The organism is Limosilactobacillus sp. (genome assembly GCF_022651205.1).
Taxonomy (GTDB): Bacteria; Bacillota; Bacilli; order Lactobacillales; family Lactobacillaceae; genus Limosilactobacillus.
This window is the reverse complement of record NZ_JALCQI010000009.1, coordinates 1-18,698: the sequence shown is the minus strand read 5'-3', so window position 1 is coordinate 18,698 and position 18,698 is coordinate 1. Positions and strand designations below refer to the sequence as shown.

The following is an 18,698-nucleotide window of genomic DNA, read 5'->3' as shown; positions in this document are numbered from 1 at the left end:
AATTGAATTCTACCATCGACACCACAGATTAAATATTAGTCAGCCTCATTAGTATTTTGTTCGCTAAGTTGCTTAAGTAAGATACCTACAGTATCAGCAACCTCTTCAGTCTTAACCTCGACCGTTTCACCTGTCTTCCGGATCTTAATTTCAACAATACCGTCTGAAGCCCGCTTCCCGACAGTTACCCGAATTGGGATCCCAATCAAGTCAGAATCAGCAAACTTAACACCGGCACGTTCCTTACGATCGTCAATTAAAACCTCGTAGCCAGCTTTTTCAAGGTTAACGGTAATCTCATTAGCCATCTTCATTTGTTCATCTTTCTTGGCATTTACAGGAATAACGTGAACATCGAATGGTGCAATACTATCAGGCCAAACTAACCCATTTTCATCAGCTGTTTGTTCAGCAACAGCAGATAAAAGCCGGGTAACACCAATTCCGTAACTACCCATAATTACGTCAACTAAGCGACCATTTTTATCCAGTACCTGAGCACCTAGCTGGTGTGTATAGTGAGTCCCCAACTTGAAAATATGACCAATTTCAATTCCTGGCGTAAACTTAATTGGATGACCATCTGGAGCAATTTCGCCTTCCTTAACGTTTCGGAAATCACCAAATTGATCAACACGGAAGTCACGATCAATATTTGCATTAATGTAGTGGTGACCATCGTCATTAGCGCCACAAGCCATGTTAACCATTACCTTAACATAGTTGTCAGCGTAGATCTTCACTTCTTCACCAACGCCAACCGGGCCAAGTGAACCAGGGTGAGCGCCAAGATACTTTACAGCATCCTCTTCGCTAGCTAGTTCAAGCTCTTCACACCCCAATTCATCCTTTAATTTAGCTTCGTTAACTTCATCGTTACCACGCATCAGCACAAGAACAGGTTGTGATTCATCTTCACTCATTTTAGCCATGTAAAACATCGCCTTAATGATTTGGTCTGACTCCATCCCCAAACTTTCAGCTGCTTCATCAACACTGTGAGCGCCTGGAGTTGGTTTCTTTTCAAGTTCTTTTGGCTCATCAGTTTGTTGAACTCCAGTAAACTTACTAGTGGCCTTTTCCAAGTTAGCAGCATAACCACCATCAGTATAGGCAATAACATCTTCACCAACCTCAGCTGGAGCAGAGAACTCTTGCGAATTTTTACCGCCCATCGTACCAGAATCGGCTAGGATAACCTTATAATTTAACCCAACCCGATCAAAAATATTCCGGTATGCCTTGGCCTGAAGATCATAGGCTTGATCCAATCCTTTTTGATCAGCAGAGAATGAATAACCATCAAGCATTTCAAACTCCTTACCCCGGAGGATTCCATAACGAGGACGATCTTCATCACGGAATTTGTCTTGTAGTTGGTAAACAACTAGTGGCAACTTCTTGTATGACTTAATGCTGTCACGAATAACTTCGGTAAATGTTTCTTCGTGAGTTGGGCCCAAGATAAAGTCACGATCACGACGATCCTTTAACTTGAAGAGGTTATCACCATAGGCTTCGTACCGGCCGGATTCCTTCCATAAATCAGCAGGAAGCAATCCCGGCATCAACATTTCAACGGCACCGGCCTTTTCCATTTCTTGGCGAATGATATTCTCAACCTTACGAATAACCCGGTAAGCCATTGGTAAGTATGACCATACCCCTGCGGATACTTGATAGATATATCCAGCCCGAATCATCATCTTATGACTCAGCGCTTCTGCATCACTTGGTGCTTCCTTTTTTGTTGGAATTAACATTTTCGACTGTTGCATAAAAATACTCCTTTTCCCTTATCTAATGAAATAACGTTGAATATCATTCCATGTAACCAAAATCATTAATACTAGTAACAAGAAGAAACCAATCATTGTAACAATTCCTTCAGCTTTTTCTGGAATTGGCCGTCGAATGATCGCCTCAATAATATTTAATAATAATTTTCCACCATCCAATGCCGGAATTGGTAGCAAGTTAACAATTCCTAAGTTAATTGATAGCAGTGCCAAAAAGTTTAGTACCCCTGTAAATCCAAGCGACGTTGCCTGAGACGTTCCAGCGTAGATCGCAACTGGACCACCTAGATCATTTAATGAGAATCCATGGGTAAACATATGGCCAAGGACACTAAAGATTAACGTTCCGGCTTGGACAAATCGTTGCCAGCCAAAATTGATTCGTGCCGAGAAGCTCTTGTCAGTCTCTTCCAAGATTCCGATTTGACCAACTTTTTGATTTGATTGTTTGACCGTTTTAGGAACCAACGTGGTCGTATGACGTTTTCCATTCCGTTCATAATCTACGGTAACCTTTTTTCCTGGATGACTAGAAATTGCAGTTGAAAGATCCGTCCAATTATTGATCTTTGAATGGCCTACTTGTGTAATTCGGTCACCACTTACGAGACCAGCCCGAGCGGCAACGGACCTTGAATTAACATGACCAATCTTATTACTATTCACTGGAACTCCACCACTTAGGAGGAAGCCAAGAATAATAAAAACAACTAATGACAAAATAAAGTTGTTCATTGGTCCAGCAAAGTTCGTCATCATCCGCGCTGGTAAACTTGCAGAGTTAAATTGGACATCTTTGGGTGCAATTTGAACAACTGTACCGTCATGCTCCGTAATTAAAGCATCATGATCAACGTTATAGACCTTAAGTTCACTTTCGTCTCCATTAACATATCCCTTAATCCACAATCCATCAACTAGATCAGAATCAACAATTTGTAACGGGATTCCCTGAAAGAGGGTCGTCTTTTGGCTTGCGTTAATATTTGTAACTAAATTTTGATCATTAAGCTGAATGGTCACTGGAGTCCCAGGGCGCAGCTCATCTTCGTCTTCATCATCCGCACCAGCGAGCCGCACATAGCCACCCAGTGGTAGAATCCGAACTGTATAGGTTGTTCCACCAGATTGTTTCCACCAAATCTTGGGTCCCATTCCAATTGAAAATTCACGAACGAGGATCCCAGCTCGCTTTGCAAAATAGTAGTGTCCAAATTCATGAACTAAAACTAGTATTCCGAAAACGATGATAAAGGTGATAATTGTTATTAGCACAAAATCCCTTCTTCTTTCAGAATTAAATAATACCTAAGAGATGCATCATTGGCATAACGATTAACATACTATCAAACCGGTCAAGAATACCACCATGTCCAGGTAAAATCTTTCCGGAATCCTTAACACCATAAAACCGTTTAAGTGATGATTCAATCAGATCACCAAATTGACCAAGAATTGACAATACAAGTGTTAGACAGATCATTGGGATAAATGAACCGCCAACCGGAATAAAGTGGAGATAAATCGCTAATATAATTGTTGCGGAAATCGTTCCGCCAACTGAACCTTCCCAGGTCTTGTTAGGACTAATTTTAGGTGCCAACTTATTCTTACCAATCTTACGACCAATCAGATAAGCCCCACTATCAGTAATCCAAACGATTAACATCCCATATAATAATGTTTCAAAATTTACAGCTCGTGCTTCTACAAAGTAACGGAAACCTAACCCGATATAGAGCATCGCTAAAGTTAAAACACCAGCATCATCGAAAGTAAACCGTTGTTTCCGGATTACCGTATGCAATAGTAATAGAATTACCAAGAAATAGAAGGCAAACCAACGCGTAGTTGCACTTGGTAAGAAATCTAGCCAACTATCAGGCAAAATTAGCAATGCGACACCTAAATAAGACACAACTGCCTCAAATGAGATTAAAAACATTCGCTTCATTGCTAAGATCTCACTCATTGCGACGACTCCCAATGCAATTGCGGCAATTGTTAATGGCCAATGTCCGTAAACAATTAGTGGGATGAAGATCGCTAAACCAATAACTGCAGTAATTATTCGTGTTTTCAATATTATTCTCCTCAAACTTAGTTATTCTTTAAACCGCCATAGCGACGATGACGCGACTGAAAGTTAATAATGGCAGTTTCCAAAGAGTGCCGATCAAAATCAGGCCAATAGACATCAGTAAACTCCAACTCACTGTATGCGATCTGCCAAAGCATGAAATTACTAATTCTTTCTTCACCACTCGTTCGAATGAGAAGGTCAGGATCAGCAAAAGGACCCAACCTAGACGACATCATATTTTCTGATAGCAGTTGTTCATTAATTTGTTCTGTACTAATCTCGCCTGCAAGCACTTTAGAAGCGATCTGCTTAGTTGCACGAACAATTTCATCACGACTACCGTAATTTAAAGCAAAGTTCAAAATCATCCCCGTACAATCAGCAGTGTCAGCAATTGCATCATTAACTGCCTTTTGGGTCCCCTGAGGTAACTTTGTGATATCTCCCATCACTGTTACCCGCACATTATGCTTAACTAAATCTGGAACGAAGGTTGAAAAGAACTTAATTGGTAGTTGCATCAAATAATTAACTTCACTCGATGGCCGTTTCCAATTCTCAGTTGAAAAAGCATAGAGTGATAGGACTTTTACCCCTAATTCACTAGCGGCGATCGTTACCGTCTTAACAGTTTGCATTCCCTGCTTATGACCAGCAACTCGTGGTAAATGGCGTTTTTGCGCCCAGCGACCATTTCCATCCATAATAATTGCAATATGATTTGGAATTCGATTTAGATCTAACTTCGCATCACTAGTTGAGGATACTTCTTTTTTGCCAAACAAAACAGTTCCTCCAGACAAATTTCGATGTTTAAAGTAAAACTACTTGTCAATTATAAATGTATTAGGGGAAAAAGCCAAGCCACAAAAAAAGAGAAGATGGCTTTTACCATCTTTCTCTTCTATTGGATTAACCCATTAATTCTTTTTCCTTATCCGCAGCGATATTTTCGAGGTTCTTAATTCCGTTATCGGTCTCTGCTTGAACCTTCTTTTCAAGATCATGAAATTCATCATCATTGAAATCGCCATCTTTATTCCCCTTCTTCAAATCATCCATCGCTTCACGACGAACATTTCGAACGGCAACTTTAGCCTTTTCAAGTTCAGCTTTAACGTCCTTAACAAGTTCCTTACGACGATCTTCAGTAAGTTGTGGAATCAAAATTCTGATTGCAGAACCATCATTTTGTGGAGTTAAACCAAGGTTAGCAGCATAGATTGCCTTTTCAATGTTATCCAACGAACTTTCATCATATGGTGTAACAAGCAGTTGACGCGCTTCTGGAATCGTAATTGATGCCACTTGATTTAATGGGGTTGGTGCACCATAATAGTCAACCTTCACACCATTAAGCAGGCTGGCATTAGCACGCCCTGCACGAATATCAGCTAACGTCCGCCGTAATGCATCACCGGACTTCGCCATTTTATCCTTAGCTTCATTTAAAATTTGCTTTCCAGTAGCCATAAATTAGTCCCCCTCAATTGTTGTTCCGACTTCTTGGCCTTTAACGACTTTCATAATGTTACCAGGAGTGTTCAAATTGAATACAACCAAAGGGATATGATTATCCATCGAAAGTGAACTTGCAGTTGTATCCATTACATGGAGATTCTTTTCAATCAAGTCCATGTGGGTCAAGTGATCAAATTTAACCGCGTTGGAATCCTTATTTGGATCAGCGTTGTAGACACCATCAACACCATTTTTACCCATCAGGATAGCATCAGCATTGATTTCAGCAGCACGCAATGCAGCAGTTGTATCAGTTGAGAAGTATGGGCTTCCTGTACCACCAGCAAAGATCACGATTCGATCCTTTTCAAGGTGACGAATTGCCTTCCGCCGGATGTATGGTTCAGCAATTTGACGCATTTCAATAGACGTTTGAACCCGAGTTGGAACATCTAATGATTCTAGTGCATCTTGAAGTGATAGGGCATTCATGATTGTTGCCAGCATCCCAATATAGTCGGCTTGAGCACGTTCCATTCCTAATTCGGCGCCAGTAACACCACGCCACATATTGCCACCACCAACAACGATCGCAATTTGGACGCCCAATTCATGAACTTCTTTTAATTCCTTAGCAACATCTTTAAGGACAGGCGGATTAATTCCAAAACCCTTCTCACCCGCAAGAGCCTCACCACTAAGCTTTAAAATAACCCGATTGTATTTAATGTCTGACATAGATCTGCCTCCTAATTGACTCTGTTTTAAAAAAAGACGCACTTCAATGAGTACGCCCTTTTTAGCCGAACGTTGTTTAGTTCATTTGGTCCTTAACTTCTTGGGCGAAATCGTCTTGCTTCTTTTCGATTCCTTCACCGACTTCGTAACGAACAAATGACTTTAACTTACCATTGTTAGCAGAAACAAATTCAGCAACAGTTTGGTCTGGGTTCTTAACAAAGTCTTGATCAGCTAAGCAAATTTGTGAAAGGAACTTGTTTAACCGACCTTCAACAATCTTGTCAACAATCTTAGCAGGCTTGCCTTCATTCAAAGTTTCTTCCTTGAAGACTTCACGTTCATGGTCAAGACGATCCTTAGATACATCTTCACGAGTCATGAATTCTGGGTTAATGGCTGCAACGTGCATAGCAACGTCCTTAGCAGCATCTTCATTACCACCTTCAAGAACTACGAGAGCAGCAATTTGGCCACCTTGGTGAAGGTATGCACCAAAGCTGTCATTATCTGCCTTTTCAACAACTTCAAAACGACGAAGACTAATCTTTTCACCAGTCTTTTGAGTGGTGCTAATCAAGTCATCATTCAAGGTCCCGTTTTCGGTCTTCATTGCGAGAGCTTCTTCAACATTTGCAGGCTTGTTCTCGCTAATTAACTTAGTAACCTTCTTGAGTAAGTCCTTGAATGGATCACTGGCGGCAACAAAGTCAGTTTCTGAGTTCAATTCAACGATTGCTGCGGTGTTGCCACTAACGGCAATATCAGCTAAACCTTCGGCAGCAACACGATCACTCTTCTTTGCAGCCTTAGCAATACCCTTTTCACGTAAGTAGTCCATTGCCTTATCCATGTCGCCATCACTAGCAACTAATGCCTTCTTGGCATCCATAATACCAGCACCAGATTTCTTACGTAATTCCATAACTTGAGCAGCTTTAATTTCAGCCATGATTAGATCTCTCCTTCGTTTAACTTTTTAATAAAAAAGGCTATTTGGTACTCAGGCCACAATGGTCCGTACGCAAACAGCCCAAGTATTTAATACTTAATTATCGTTTAATTACTTGCCTTCTACACTGTCCTTAAGGTTCTTTAATGAATCTTCAGAAACTTCTTCGTGTTCGTCGGCAGCATCGTTAGTATCAGCTTGCTTGTTGTCATCTTGACCTTGCTTACCTTCAACAATAGCATCTGCCATCTTTGAAGTGATAAGACGAACGGCACGAATAGCATCATCGTTTGATGGAATTACGTAGTCGATGTCGTCTGGGTCGGTGTTAGTATCAACCATAGCAACGATTGGAATGTGAAGTTTTTGTGCTTCCTTAACTGCGATTTGTTCCTTGTGTGGGTCCACGATGAACATTACATCAGGGATCTTTGGCATGTCTTCAATACCACCTAAGAAACGTTCAAGCTTTTCACGTTGCTTAGTTAAAACAGCAACTTCCTTCTTTGGAAGGACATCAAAAGTGCCATCTTCAGACATCTTCTTCAATTCCTTCAAACGAGCAATCCGTGATTGGATAGTCTTCCAGTTAGTCAAAGTCCCACCTAACCAACGATGGTTAACGTAGTATTGGCCCGCACGAGTAGCTTCTTCTTCGATTGAATCTTGAGCTTGCTTCTTAGTACCAACAAAAAGAGCAACACCGCCGTTAGCAGCAACATCCTTCATGTAGTTGTAGGCAACATCGATCAACTTAACAGTCTTTTGCAAGTCAATGATGTAAATACCATTACGTTCAGTGAAGATGTATTCTTCCATCTTTGGGTTCCAACGGCGAGTTTGGTGACCGAAGTGAACACCTGCTTCAAGCAATTGCTTCATAGTAACAACAGACATAAAATATGTACCTCCAAAATGTTTTTTCCTCCCCAATAATCATCTGGCAGTCAAACTAATTTAGCACATTGCCACCATCCTATTGGGTGTGAAATTGGCGTTTAACACCGAAATATAGTATACAAAAAAGCATCACATCTGACAAGCATTTATCCTTAACTTCACAGAAATAATTTAAACTTTAATCCCGCGCAAATGGAGAAAGCGTTCCTTCTTCCGCCTACTTTGGTGTTTAAAATGATATTCCGCACTTAGGGCATCATGTTTAGTTAAATATTCACACCAATATAAAAGTTTTAACGGATGCCGCGATTTCACCCGAGTATACTTAGCTCCCCGGTACGTTTGATGAACAGTAAATCGTCGCTGAACATCATTGGTAAAGCCACAATAAAGGCTTCCATCGGCACAATGAAGAACATACATATAATAGTGATTACTTCTGTTCGCCATACAGCAACCTATGCACCTCGGTTCCATAATTACCGTCGGGACGATTAACAATTAACGGTGGGACAACGCGGATACCACCCGTACCACCATCCTTAATCACCTCGATCAATACAATGTTAGCTTCACGATCTGGTTTAGGATAAATAAAGCGGATTCTTTTGGGTGCAAGGCGATGGCTCGTCAATTCGGTTAATATTTCAGCTAGTCGGTCTGGACGATGGACAAGATAGCCACGACCATTCATTTTTAGCAGGCCACTCATCCTATCAACAACCGTTGTTAAATTTGTTTTAATCTCATGACGGGCAATTGCTAACGCCCGATTAGGATTTTTCTGACTGTGTTCATTATCAGGAAAGTACGGTGGGTTGCACAACACGATATCTGCAGAATCTTTAGGAATTTGATCATAGATATCCTTAATATCCATATTCAAGACAGAATATCGGTCCTCTAAGTGATTTAGCTTAATTGTTCGTTCCGCCATATCTGCGATCTGACTTTGAAGTTCCACCTCTGTGAAGTGTCCTCCTAATTTATTATGGAGAAAAAGACCAATTGCACCATTACCAGCACAAAGATCAACGATCCGTGCCCGCTTCTTCTTATTGGGACGAACAAAGTCAGCAAGTAACACCGCATCTAATGAAAATGCAAAGCAATGCGGATTTTGAATAATCTGAACATCTTGACTATATAGTTGGTCAATTCGTTCGTCAGTCTTTAATAATTTGTTGTCCAATTTTACCCACCTCTTTTAGACTTGCAAGAAGTTAATTTTTTGGTCATAATGATTCCAGTTATTATACAGACTAGATTGGATGATTTTATGTTATATTCATTTCTCGTGACCATTGTTCAGCCATTTTTGAACTTAATTAATGGCAAAGCTAAAATTTACAATCGGGAAAATATTCCTGACGGCAATTATATCATTGTTGCTCCCCACCGAACATGGATGGATCCAGTTTTGATAGCCCTCGCGATCTACCCAAAGAAGTTTAGTTTTATGGCAAAAAAGGAGCTGTTCAAAAATCCACTAGCTTCCTTTTTCCTGAAAAAATTAAATGCTTTCCCGGTAGACCGAAAGCACCCTGGACCTTCTGTCATTAAGAAGCCTGTTCAGATTCTTCGTAAAACTGACTTATCAACCATCATCTTTCCTTCTGGTTCACGGTACTCCAGCAAATTAAAGGGTGGTGCAACCTTGATTGCTAAGCTGGCTAACGTTCCACTCGTCCCCGTTGTCTACCAAGGACCACTTAAATTTAATGAGTTATTTAGCCGGCATCCTCGTCACATTGCCTTTGGTAGGCCAATTTATATTGACCGCAAAAATAAACTAAATGATGAAGAGCAAGCAAAGTTAGAAAAGCAGATGCAGGATTCATTCGATCAATTAGATCAGCAAATTAACCCTAATTATAAATACATCATGCCACCTAAACCTAAAGATGATGATTTTTAACAAAAAGAAACCGGAAAATTAAAATTTTTCGGTTTCTTTTTCTATATTTATAAATTACTTGTTTGCTTTTTTGGCTTGCGCCTTCATGGTTTGCATCATTTGATGTAACTTTCGACTAGATGGCTTCTGGCCCATTTGTAACATCATTGTCCGCAACATTTCTTCACTAATAGGTGGATTATTGCGAAGGTAGTTTTCCATGTAACGACGAGCACCAAAGAAACCACCAACTAAACCGATTAGTAAGGCGAGGATTACCAATGAAATTGTTAATGCCACAACTACTTTCCTCCTTTTTTAGTTACTGTTCAATAGTACACGAAAGTAGTCGACTTGAAAAGGGCTAAACAGTTTTAATCATCCCGAAGGCCCTTTTTTCGTTGAATTTCCCGAACTTTTTCAGGAGTTACCTCTTTACCGTTATCATCAAAGATCCGCATCATTTCAATATTGCTTCGCATTGCTTCACGGAAATTCTTCAAATATTCTTTACGGAGTTTTTCCCGTTCCTTAGTTTCGGCTTCGGTTAATCCTTCGCGCTTGTTTTTATGAGCTAGCTCGTTAATCCGCTTTAATAATTTTTCCTGATCTGTCGATTCAGCCATAATTATCTCCTCGCATTCGAAATATTTTAATTATCAATTCGATCTTAGCTAATTTAATACTGACTTTCAAGATATTCACTAAATGTTCATTTTCGCGAACGTACGTTTGAAATGTGGATCCTACTATGGTATTCTAAGATTAATATTAATAGCCAAATGAGGTGTCAAGATGGCAAAAGCAGCAAGCCAAAAACAAATTGCGGTATTAAGTTGTATCTACAAACATGTTAAGGATCATGGTTATCCACCAACAGTTCGTGAAATCTGTGGTACTGTTGGTCTCTCATCCACTTCAACGGTCCATTCACACTTAAATAATCTAATTAAAGAGGGTTACCTGGAAAAGGATCCTTCCAAACCACGAGCACTTGAAATTACTAAGCAAGGCCTCGATCTCCTTGGTATCGAACCAGAGCAAAAAGAGATCCCGATGGTCGGGGTAGTTACTGCTGGTCAACCAATTCTGGCCGTTCAAGACACTACCGACTACTTTCCCCTTCCGCCTTCCATCAAGGATGCTTCTGGTTTATTTATGCTGAAAATTCACGGTACTAGTATGATCAAGGCTGGTATTCTAGACGGCGATGATGTAATTGTCCGGAAGCAATCAACCGCTAAGGATGGCGAAATCGTAATTGCAATGACCAACGATAATGAAGCAACCTGCAAGCGATTCTATAAGGAACCCGAAAACAAGCGTTACCGTCTTCAACCAGAAAACGATACAATGGCCCCAATTTATTTAGATAATGTTACCATCCTTGGCAAGGTTATCGGTCTCTACCGTGATCATATTTTCTAAAATATCTTTATAATCCCAGTCCTCTATCAGGAGCAGAAATGAACTAACGATCTTGTTCATTTCTGCTCCTTTTTGTGGTCAGCTAACCATACCAAAAGCATCATGATCAAAATATCAGGCAATGTATTTCCTACAGGGAGATCAATTAACATCAAACAACGATAAACGATGAAGCCAACTAACCATAAAGCAAAATGGTTCCAACTAATCCAATGACCACTATTATTAAGCTGAAGGACAAATCGATCCATTATCTGAATCGCAATCATTGGGGTAAAGACTGAACTAATGATGTAAAGAAAGTTACTAAAATTATCCATTGGCAAAATGATTGCACCAAGGCTTCCAATAATAGTTACAACAATTGCTGTTAAGCGTGAAGACCACTTAACCTTTAATGTTTGTGCTGATACTCCCGCAGAGTAGGCATCCATAAATGTTGTAGTGACTGTTGACAGAAGGACAATAACCAAACCACTAATTCCAACACCGGCACCAACCATTATTTGGGCAATATCTGTTTGACCGGTTAATAGAGTTGAACCAAGACCAACAATTGCCATCCAACAGCTAATAACACCATAAGTAATCGCACTAACCACACTCGCTTGGACTGGCTTTTGGGCAACCGAAGTATAATCAGAAATTAAAGGAAGCCAGGATAGGGGCATCGAAACGGCCAATTCTAATCCTTGACCAAATGATAACGTCTCCAAATGACTATTGACATGTGGCTCCGCAAATATTAAGTAACACAGCCAAATCGTCAAAAGTAATAACGCAGTTAAAGCAACCGTATTCAACCATTTTAAACGACGGATCCCAATAATTAACCACACTATAATAAAAAATCCGATCAAACCACACCATAATGGTCGACCTAATTTCCAAAGCCCGTTCGCCGCAAGTGAGCCGTCACAAATCATGATTCCCGTCCAGCCAATTAGTTGCAAAACATTCAAACTGGCAAAGAAGATTCCACCAAATTGACCAAAACTGATTTTTACCGATTCCATCGCACTAATCCGCAACTGACCGCCAATTATTCCAGCGAGGAAAAGTAGTCCACAGCCAATCAAATGACCTAAAATAATGGCTGCTATTCCCGTGGTCATCCCAAGTGGTGCTAAGTAAGTTCCTGTCAGAATTTCTGCGATCGATATTCCCGCACCACACCAAATCATTCCATTTTCTATCAGTGATGTCTTATGCTGCATCAGTTCCACCATCCTTTTCTTGATTAGCGAAACTTGATCCTGATAAAGAAAAATCGACCAGGCACTTACCTGATCGATTTTAAAATTCTTAATTGAATTCCCTCCGTTGGCATTATCCAAATCAGGTCCCATGGGTCGAAGATCACATCTTCCTCTCAGCCTGTTATACAAGCTCCCCGTTCATGTTAATTATATTATAACACTTTTATTTCTTTTCTTGATAAATCCGTTGGTGTTCTTTCTGTCCTTTCAATACAAACGGTGCAGGATCCGCTTGCCAATCTAACTCAACATCATCTGAATTCATCCCCAGCTGTGAACTAAACTGCTTCTCATATTCCGCAATCGAAACCTGATGGCGCTTTGCGAGATCATCCATAACGCCACTCAAGTACTCTTTAAAGTGAGGTTGGAGAATACCACTGTAAAATTCTCCTTCTGCTCCGGAACCGTAACTAAAGAGACCAAGCCGCTCTCCGGGATTAACCTGACCATTTTGCAACAATGACATTACTCCAAGGTAAAGCGAACCAGTATAGAGATTTCCTACCTCACGACAGTACTTTTGACTTGCAGTCAGCTGCTCACGCATTTTATCGGCAACTGGTGATTGATTGTCCTTAAGTAGTGCTTCCAGTGCCTTCTTTCCCATTTTTGTAAATGGTAAGTGGAATGTTAAGGCTGCAAAATCGTCAAGTTGTCGCCCAGTCATTTGCTGATAGCGTTGCCAACACTGAAGGAAGAAGTCAATGTAAACATTAGTTGAGTACTTACCATCTACATGTGCTTCAGTCGCGTAAAGCGGCCGCCAAAAGTCCATAACATCCTTTGTATATGAAACCGTAGTATCTTCAAGAGCCAAGACATGAGGATCAGCAGAAATCAACATTGCAACTGCCCCAGCCCCTTGAGTAACCTCGCCCGGTGTTTTCAAACCATAGCGAGCAATATCGGCCGCAATTACTAAAACAGTCGACTGCGGATCCATTGCTACTAATCCCTTAGCAAACTGAATCCCTGCCGTCGCTGAATAACAAGCTTCCTTTAGCTCAACCGCACGGGTAAAATCATCAAGGCCCAAAAGGTGTTTTATATAAATGGCGCTTGCCTTGGAATTATCAATCCCTGATTCAGTAGCAACAATTACGGTAGAAACATGCTTTTTGTCATCTTCCGATAAGAGTTTCTTAGCTGCCGTTGCCCCCAAAGTGACAATATCTTGAGTTGGCGGAACAACAGCTTGACGATCCTGACCAATCCCAATTGTATACTTATCTGGCTCATCACCCCGTTCACGAGCTAACTCGCGCAAATCAATATATTCGTCAGTAGTTGCAAATGCCATCTTATCAATTCCGATTTTCATTACTCTTCCTCCATTTGATCCATTGTTTGATTCAATAAGTGATCAACAATAACATTTCCCTGGTTGTTAGCGTGGCCCTTGGTCCATTGAAACCTTAGCTGCTTAAATTGTGGCAATAATTTCACAACCTCTTGCCATAGCTCCCGATTAGCAACCGGTGAACCTGAACTTGTTTTCCAACCCCGACGCTGCCAACCATTCAACCAATTTTTCATGATTGGATCCAGAACATAGTGCGAGTCAAGGGTGGCGACAATTGGCTCTTCCTGCTTCCGGTTCTTCAATAAAATGCGAAGCGCATTCCGGAGTGCCATTAATTCCATTCGGTTATTTGTCGCGCCAAATTCGCCACCAGTCTTGGTAAACTGCTGTCCATTCTTACTGATCAGTAATGCCCAAGCAGCCTTATCCGTCTGCTTAACATGCTGCCCCAGCTTATTACCATGATTCCGGGAACCGCCATCTGTATATAAGTAAATGGCGTCTGAATCATTTGGCTGCTCAGGATGATCTTCCATTTGGTCCTGATCTTCTCCAGACAGCCACTTCTTAGCCGATGACTTACTAGAAAAGCTTTTATATACCGCTCCCGAATAACCATTAATTTCTTGCTGACATTCCGGCCAGGTAAGATAGATTCCCGGATGACGCCCCTTCTTAACTGCGTATACTTTACTCATGTCTAACCTCAAAAAAGTAATACATTTATTATAACGAATTTAAATGCAATATGTGAACTAAAAGCTATGCGTGCCACAAATGGGTACCAACCCGTTTCAGATGGCCAAGATCGAGATCACGCTTAATCATATAAACCGAATCGAGATCAATAAAGTGAATATTGGCATGAGCATTAGCAAAAGCTGCCGCAGCGGCAATGCTTTCAGGAGCTTCAATCATACTCCCAACCATGCACGGAATCCTTGCACTTTCACATAGTTGATTAATCTTAGTTGCTTCATAGATCCCACCACATTTCATCAGTTTAATATTGACATAGTCTGCTGCTCTGGCTTTAATCACTCGCAAGGCATCCGCTGGTGTAAATACGCTCTCATCCAGCATTAGTGGAATAGCCGACTGCTGCCGAAGTAAAGCTAAATCACGTATTTGATTTGCCGGCAGCGGTTGTTCGATAAAATCAAGGTTTAACTCGGCATCAGTTAGCATTTTGAAAGCTCGTAAAGCTTGCTTATAGTTCCAACCTTGATTAACATCAAGACGGAGCGCCACATCCGGTCCAACCGCTTGTGCAATTTGTTTAACACTCGCTACATCTTCATCAATGGAATGATCGCCAAGTTTAATCTTTAGTGCAGTGAATCCTCGCTGAACCGTCTTCTTCGCCTGCTCGACCATTTCAGCCGGTTTACCAATACTGATAGTATAGTCGGTCGCCATTGACTGCTTACTACCACCAAGCAAATGATTAAGTGAAACATGGTAAATTTGAGTTAAAAGATCATAGATTGCAATATCAATTGCAGCCTTCGCCGGTCCGTTCGCTACTACTGAATCATGCAACTGTTTCATCAGAGGTTCAATATTGGCTAAGGAAGCCCCGATCAGTCGTGGTGTAATTACTTCTTCAATAATTAATTTAAGAGTATCAATATTATCACCAGTAACTACTTCGTTGGGAGTTGCTGCACCTATGCCTGTCATTCCGTTTTTCAGGATGACCTTCACTTTAACCGCATGAATTGCGTTAACCGTGTGAAGATGAGTGACGAATGGTCGCTCCAGCGGGACCTCGACTACTTCAGTTGTTATCTTAGAAACCATTAATTTATCTTCCATTAAGAGCACCTCAAACCTTCCTCAGTTCTAAACTATCAAGGAGTCCATTATGTATAAAAAATCGTTCGTTATTTTGTTAATCCTATTCTTTAGTCTAGCCCTAAACATTAGCAATGCAAATGCTAAGCAGCAACCTTTACGAAGTATTAATCAGCGACTTGCTGAAGACCTTGGTGACCACCAAAGTTATGCCGACAGTGATCCAGGAAATTATGATTATGCAAAATATATTCAGAAGATTTATTATCGGGATCGTAAAACAATTATTATTCGGGTCAAGCCAGGTTTTCAGAAAATGACAAAAAACGATAAGTCTAGTATTAGTAATCAAGCCTATGCCCTTACTAGGTCTATCCAACCGAATAATGATAAACGTCCAGTGACAATTGAAGTCAAACACAATAAGAAGTTAATTGGAATTAAGAAACCTACTCAAACGAATTATCACTGGAAATAAACCAATTAAATATAATTCAACTGCGTCACCCAGAACGATTACTGCTAAAATTAATTTAAGAAGGTGAAAACTGTTGAATAAAAATCAACAAAAATTAATCAAACTAAGTAATGGGGTTGAAATGCCACAAATCGGTTTCGGTGTTTGGAAGATTCCATTTAATCAAACGGCCAAAACCGTTGCTAACGCAATCAAAAATAATTATCGACTAATTGATACCGCTAAACAGTACGGAAACGAAGAACAAGTAGGTCAAGGAATTAAAGAATCAGGAATTGACCGGAAGCAAATTTTTCTTACTACCAAGATTTTTAACGGAGACCAAGGGAACTTCGATCAACTCCGAAATGCCTTTAATGGGCAATTAAAGAAACTCGGAACTGATCATGTCGATCTCCTCTTGCTTCACTGGCCCGTATTCAATAAATACATTGAAAGTTGGCGGGCACTGGAAGCAATTTATAATGACGGACAGGCGCGAGCAATTGGGGTTTGTAACTTTGACGTTGAACACCTTAAAGATTTGATGGATCATGCTAAGATTATGCCAATGATTAACCAAATTGAATTCAACCCACACATTCACCAACCGGAAACCGTTGCCTTCTGTCAAGACCACCATATTCAATTAGAGGCCTGGTCACCACTAGGTAATGGTCAATCACTGAGCAATCCGGTAATCAGTAAGATTGCGAAGAAACATGAGAAATCCCCAGCGCAAGTAATCCTTCGTTGGGAGCTTCAACAAGGCTTCATCGTTATTCCAAAGTCAGTTCACGAAGAACGGATGCAAGAAAACCGCAATGTTTATGACTTTGAACTGGATGCCGATGAAATGGAAGCAATCGCAATGCTAGATGAAGAAAAGCATTCGATTTGGTATGACAAGTATAAGTGGTCAGGAAACCCAAATGGCCGAGATGACTATATTGCTAAACCTGGCGAATTTTAGAAATTTGAGCTCATTAAAAGCAGGCAAGTGATCGTCACTTAATTCGATCACTTGCCTGCTTACTTTTTAGAGTGCCGTTAGGATTGCAAGGTAAACACAGGTTATTAAAAAGAGAAGGAGGATAAACTTATAAACCCATTTCCAGTAGATCGTAATTGGAATTCGTGATAATGCTAAAGCTCCAACAAGCATCCCCGCAGTAGGTGTAATTGCGGTAATTAGTCCTGTGGCAGCTTGATAAGAAGTTACCAAAACGCTCCCATCAACATGAGCAAAATGAGCTAATGATCCCATGATTCCCATGGTTGCCGCAGCTAACCCTGAACTCGATGGAATTAAGAACGATAAAATAATAAAGAAAATGAATGCCAAAATAATAAACACTGCCTTGGGCATTCCAGCCAAGGAAATTTCGCCCCAATGGAGAATTGTTCCCGTAATTTTACCATTATTCATCACAACCTGAATTCCCCGAGCAACAGCGACAATAATTGCAACATTTAGAAGTTCTCCCATGCCTTTCATGAACGAATCTATAAATTCAGCTTCTTTAAGGTGACCAACGAACATAATCACTACTGACATGAAAAGAAACAGCATCGTAATTTCATTAAAATACCAGCTACCGAGTGCGGTCATATCAGCACCTAAGAAATTACCAAGAAATGGAATATGGGTTAACCATTTAGTGAAGGTTCCAAAAAATGTCCAAGACTTGTTAATACTAGTCCACGGAACCAAGCCAACAATCATAATAATAAAAGTTAACGCAAACGCCCAAAGAACATGTTTTTGAACTTTAGTTAATGGTTTGGGTTGGCCGCTTCGCCTAGCAACTTCAAAGAATTTCATATCTGACTCACGTTGCTGGTAAACCAATGATTTTGTTGGATCTTTTTTAATTTTATCTGCATAGTGAATTACAAAGGCAATTGTTAACCCAGTTACGATAATCAATAAAATAATCCGTGAACCAAGGCCTTCTCCCGGTGAAATCTTTATAATTCCAGAAGCAACCCCAGTTGAAAACGGGTTAACCGTTGATGCCAGGTCACCAACCCGAGTACCTAATAAAATAATTCCAGCAGCAACTAATGAATCATAACCAACACCCATCATAATTGGAACGATTAGAGGAAAGAACGCTAAAGTTTCCTCACCCATTCCATAAGTTGAACCACCAATCGCAAAGATAATTGTCAAAATGATAATTAACCGTTTTTCATGACCCTTAGAATTTTCGACAATTGAACGGATCCCATCATCTAATGCACCCGTCTTATTAACTACACCTAAGAAGCCACCAATCACAAGAATAAACAATGCAATATCAATTGCTCCAGTAGTTGCTTTATCACCAATCATTCCAATAATTGGTGCCATAAAGACATCCCAAATACCTTGAGGATGACTTGCGACCTGATGATAAGTACCAGAAATCATGTTACCAGCACTATTTACCTTATATTCTCCTGCAGGGACAATCCAGGTTAATACGGCAATTAGAATAATCAATCCAAATAGAATTGTAAAGGCAGAGGGCATCTTAAAATGATGCTTTTTTTGAATTTTTTCTCCCATAAAAGTCACCTACTTTTCAAAGAACTCCTTAGCTACTTGGCGATAGTATTCAACCGATTTATAAAAT

21 protein-coding genes and 1 riboswitch are annotated in these 18,698 nt (G+C 40.4%); of the genes, 4 read left to right on the top strand and 17 right to left on the bottom strand.

Annotated features, from left to right (window positions below; translation table 11 throughout):
* Positions 1–35 precede the first annotated feature (35 nt).
* The 10 genes from LKJ51_RS03390 to LKJ51_RS03345 form a co-directional block, all read right to left on the bottom strand.
* The gene (locus tag LKJ51_RS03390) at positions 36–1,778 is read right to left on the bottom strand and encodes a proline--tRNA ligase (protein WP_291978797.1); all 1,743 of its coding nucleotides are present in this window, start codon (positions 1,776–1,778) and stop codon (positions 36–38) included.
* A gap of 18 nt (positions 1,779–1,796) precedes the next feature.
* On the bottom strand, positions 1,797–3,074 hold the full coding sequence (rseP, locus tag LKJ51_RS03385) for an RIP metalloprotease RseP (protein ID WP_291978798.1): 1,278 nt from the start codon (positions 3,072–3,074) through the stop codon (positions 1,797–1,799).
* A 22-nt stretch (positions 3,075–3,096) separates the two neighbouring features.
* Positions 3,097–3,882, bottom strand: a complete 786-nt coding sequence (locus LKJ51_RS03380; RefSeq protein ID WP_291978799.1) for a phosphatidate cytidylyltransferase — start codon at positions 3,880–3,882, stop codon at positions 3,097–3,099.
* Between the two features lie 17 nt (positions 3,883–3,899).
* Positions 3,900–4,667, bottom strand: coding sequence for an isoprenyl transferase (locus LKJ51_RS03375; RefSeq protein WP_291978800.1), 768 nt, complete (start codon positions 4,665–4,667; stop codon positions 3,900–3,902).
* 127 nt (positions 4,668–4,794) lie between these two features.
* On the bottom strand, positions 4,795–5,355 hold the full coding sequence (gene frr, locus LKJ51_RS03370) for a ribosome recycling factor (RefSeq protein ID WP_291978801.1): 561 nt from the start codon (positions 5,353–5,355) through the stop codon (positions 4,795–4,797).
* Positions 5,356–5,358: 3 nt separating this feature from the next.
* Positions 5,359–6,081, bottom strand: a complete 723-nt coding sequence (gene pyrH / locus LKJ51_RS03365) for a UMP kinase (RefSeq protein ID WP_291978802.1) — start codon at positions 6,079–6,081, stop codon at positions 5,359–5,361.
* Between the two features lie 76 nt (positions 6,082–6,157).
* Positions 6,158–7,033, bottom strand: a complete 876-nt coding sequence (gene tsf, locus LKJ51_RS03360; protein WP_291978803.1) for a translation elongation factor Ts — start codon at positions 7,031–7,033, stop codon at positions 6,158–6,160.
* A gap of 111 nt (positions 7,034–7,144) precedes the next feature.
* Positions 7,145–7,930 carry a 30S ribosomal protein S2 gene (gene rpsB / locus LKJ51_RS03355; RefSeq protein WP_291978804.1) on the bottom strand — a complete coding sequence of 262 codons (786 nt, stop codon included), beginning with the start codon at positions 7,928–7,930 and terminating at the stop codon, positions 7,145–7,147.
* Between the two features lie 174 nt (positions 7,931–8,104).
* Positions 8,105–8,383, bottom strand: coding sequence for a GIY-YIG nuclease family protein (locus LKJ51_RS03350; RefSeq protein ID WP_291978805.1), 279 nt, complete (start codon positions 8,381–8,383; stop codon positions 8,105–8,107).
* Positions 8,367–9,125, bottom strand: coding sequence for a tRNA1(Val) (adenine(37)-N6)-methyltransferase (locus LKJ51_RS03345; RefSeq protein WP_291978806.1), 759 nt, complete (start codon positions 9,123–9,125; stop codon positions 8,367–8,369). Before LKJ51_RS03345 ends, LKJ51_RS03350 begins: the two co-directional genes overlap by 17 nt.
* A gap of 87 nt (positions 9,126–9,212) precedes the next feature.
* Between LKJ51_RS03345 and LKJ51_RS03340 the strand changes: the two genes are divergently transcribed.
* A complete protein-coding gene (locus tag LKJ51_RS03340; protein ID WP_291978807.1) occupies positions 9,213–9,851 on the top strand; it encodes a lysophospholipid acyltransferase family protein in 639 nt (212 codons plus the stop codon).
* 54 nt (positions 9,852–9,905) lie between these two features.
* Here the strand turns inward: LKJ51_RS03340 and LKJ51_RS03335 are convergent, their stop codons facing one another.
* Positions 9,906–10,130: a YneF family protein gene (locus tag LKJ51_RS03335; RefSeq protein WP_003716917.1), complete on the bottom strand. Its 225-nt coding sequence runs from the start codon at positions 10,128–10,130 to the stop codon at positions 9,906–9,908.
* A 74-nt stretch (positions 10,131–10,204) separates the two neighbouring features.
* Positions 10,205–10,456, bottom strand: coding sequence for a DUF896 domain-containing protein (locus LKJ51_RS03330; protein ID WP_291978809.1), 252 nt, complete (start codon positions 10,454–10,456; stop codon positions 10,205–10,207).
* A 169-nt stretch (positions 10,457–10,625) separates the two neighbouring features.
* Here LKJ51_RS03330 and lexA point away from each other — a divergent pair, with 169 nt between their 5' ends.
* Positions 10,626–11,258: a transcriptional repressor LexA gene (gene lexA / locus LKJ51_RS03325; RefSeq protein WP_291978811.1), complete on the top strand. Its 633-nt coding sequence runs from the start codon at positions 10,626–10,628 to the stop codon at positions 11,256–11,258.
* 56 nt (positions 11,259–11,314) lie between these two features.
* Here the strand turns inward: lexA and cytX are convergent, their stop codons facing one another.
* The 4 genes from cytX to LKJ51_RS03305 form a co-directional block, all read right to left on the bottom strand.
* Positions 11,315–12,475 (bottom strand): putative hydroxymethylpyrimidine transporter CytX, encoded by a 1,161-nt coding sequence (cytX, locus tag LKJ51_RS03320; RefSeq protein ID WP_291978812.1) that lies wholly within the window; start codon positions 12,473–12,475, stop codon positions 11,315–11,317.
* A gap of 80 nt (positions 12,476–12,555) precedes the next feature.
* A riboswitch (TPP riboswitch) is annotated at positions 12,556–12,664 on the bottom strand.
* Positions 12,665–12,680: 16 nt separating this feature from the next.
* The gene (locus LKJ51_RS03315; RefSeq protein ID WP_291978813.1) at positions 12,681–13,841 is read right to left on the bottom strand and encodes a hydroxymethylglutaryl-CoA synthase; all 1,161 of its coding nucleotides are present in this window, start codon (positions 13,839–13,841) and stop codon (positions 12,681–12,683) included.
* Positions 13,841–14,521: a ribonuclease H family protein gene (locus LKJ51_RS03310; RefSeq protein WP_291978814.1), complete on the bottom strand. Its 681-nt coding sequence runs from the start codon at positions 14,519–14,521 to the stop codon at positions 13,841–13,843. The genes LKJ51_RS03315 and LKJ51_RS03310 overlap by 1 nt, the downstream gene beginning before the upstream one ends.
* A gap of 64 nt (positions 14,522–14,585) precedes the next feature.
* Positions 14,586–15,641 (bottom strand): dipeptide epimerase, encoded by a 1,056-nt coding sequence (locus LKJ51_RS03305; RefSeq protein WP_291980099.1) that lies wholly within the window; start codon positions 15,639–15,641, stop codon positions 14,586–14,588.
* Positions 15,642–15,690: 49 nt separating this feature from the next.
* Here LKJ51_RS03305 and LKJ51_RS03300 point away from each other — a divergent pair, with 49 nt between their 5' ends.
* Positions 15,691–16,098, top strand: coding sequence for a hypothetical protein (locus LKJ51_RS03300; RefSeq protein ID WP_291980098.1), 408 nt, complete (start codon positions 15,691–15,693; stop codon positions 16,096–16,098).
* Between the two features lie 121 nt (positions 16,099–16,219).
* On the top strand, positions 16,220–17,050 hold the full coding sequence (locus tag LKJ51_RS03295) for an aldo/keto reductase (RefSeq protein ID WP_291980101.1): 831 nt from the start codon (positions 16,220–16,222) through the stop codon (positions 17,048–17,050).
* 66 nt (positions 17,051–17,116) lie between these two features.
* On the opposite strand, the gene LKJ51_RS03290 is transcribed toward LKJ51_RS03295, so the two are convergent.
* Positions 17,117–18,631: a YfcC family protein gene (locus tag LKJ51_RS03290; protein WP_291980097.1), complete on the bottom strand. Its 1,515-nt coding sequence runs from the start codon at positions 18,629–18,631 to the stop codon at positions 17,117–17,119.
* Positions 18,632–18,698: the final 67 nt, after the last annotated feature.

Excerpts from the sequence above, each read along its gene's own strand:
- LKJ51_RS03390 (WP_291978797.1), bottom strand. The coding sequence starts at position 1,778 with ATGCAACAGTCGAAAATGTTAATTCCAACAAAAAAGGAAGCACCAAGT.
- frr (WP_291978801.1), bottom strand. The coding sequence starts at position 5,355 with ATGGCTACTGGAAAGCAAATTTTAAATGAAGCTAAGGATAAAATGGCG.
- pyrH (WP_291978802.1), bottom strand. The coding sequence starts at position 6,081 with ATGTCAGACATTAAATACAATCGGGTTATTTTAAAGCTTAGTGGTGAG.
- tsf (WP_291978803.1), bottom strand. The coding sequence starts at position 7,033 with ATGGCTGAAATTAAAGCTGCTCAAGTTATGGAATTACGTAAGAAATCT.
- rpsB (WP_291978804.1), bottom strand. The coding sequence starts at position 7,930 with ATGTCTGTTGTTACTATGAAGCAATTGCTTGAAGCAGGTGTTCACTTC.
- LKJ51_RS03350 (WP_291978805.1), bottom strand. The coding sequence starts at position 8,383 with ATGGCGAACAGAAGTAATCACTATTATATGTATGTTCTTCATTGTGCC.
- LKJ51_RS03340 (WP_291978807.1), top strand. The coding sequence starts at position 9,213 with ATGTTATATTCATTTCTCGTGACCATTGTTCAGCCATTTTTGAACTTA.
- LKJ51_RS03330 (WP_291978809.1), bottom strand. The coding sequence starts at position 10,456 with ATGGCTGAATCGACAGATCAGGAAAAATTATTAAAGCGGATTAACGAG.
- lexA (WP_291978811.1), top strand. The coding sequence starts at position 10,626 with ATGGCAAAAGCAGCAAGCCAAAAACAAATTGCGGTATTAAGTTGTATC.
- cytX (WP_291978812.1), bottom strand. The coding sequence starts at position 12,475 with ATGCAGCATAAGACATCACTGATAGAAAATGGAATGATTTGGTGTGGT.
- LKJ51_RS03315 (WP_291978813.1), bottom strand. The coding sequence starts at position 13,841 with ATGAAAATCGGAATTGATAAGATGGCATTTGCAACTACTGACGAATAT.
- LKJ51_RS03310 (WP_291978814.1), bottom strand. The coding sequence starts at position 14,521 with ATGAGTAAAGTATACGCAGTTAAGAAGGGGCGTCATCCGGGAATCTAT.
- LKJ51_RS03305 (WP_291980099.1), bottom strand. The coding sequence starts at position 15,641 with ATGGAAGATAAATTAATGGTTTCTAAGATAACAACTGAAGTAGTCGAG.
- LKJ51_RS03300 (WP_291980098.1), top strand. The coding sequence starts at position 15,691 with ATGTATAAAAAATCGTTCGTTATTTTGTTAATCCTATTCTTTAGTCTA.
- LKJ51_RS03295 (WP_291980101.1), top strand. The coding sequence starts at position 16,220 with ATGCCACAAATCGGTTTCGGTGTTTGGAAGATTCCATTTAATCAAACG.
- LKJ51_RS03290 (WP_291980097.1), bottom strand. The coding sequence starts at position 18,631 with ATGGGAGAAAAAATTCAAAAAAAGCATCATTTTAAGATGCCCTCTGCC.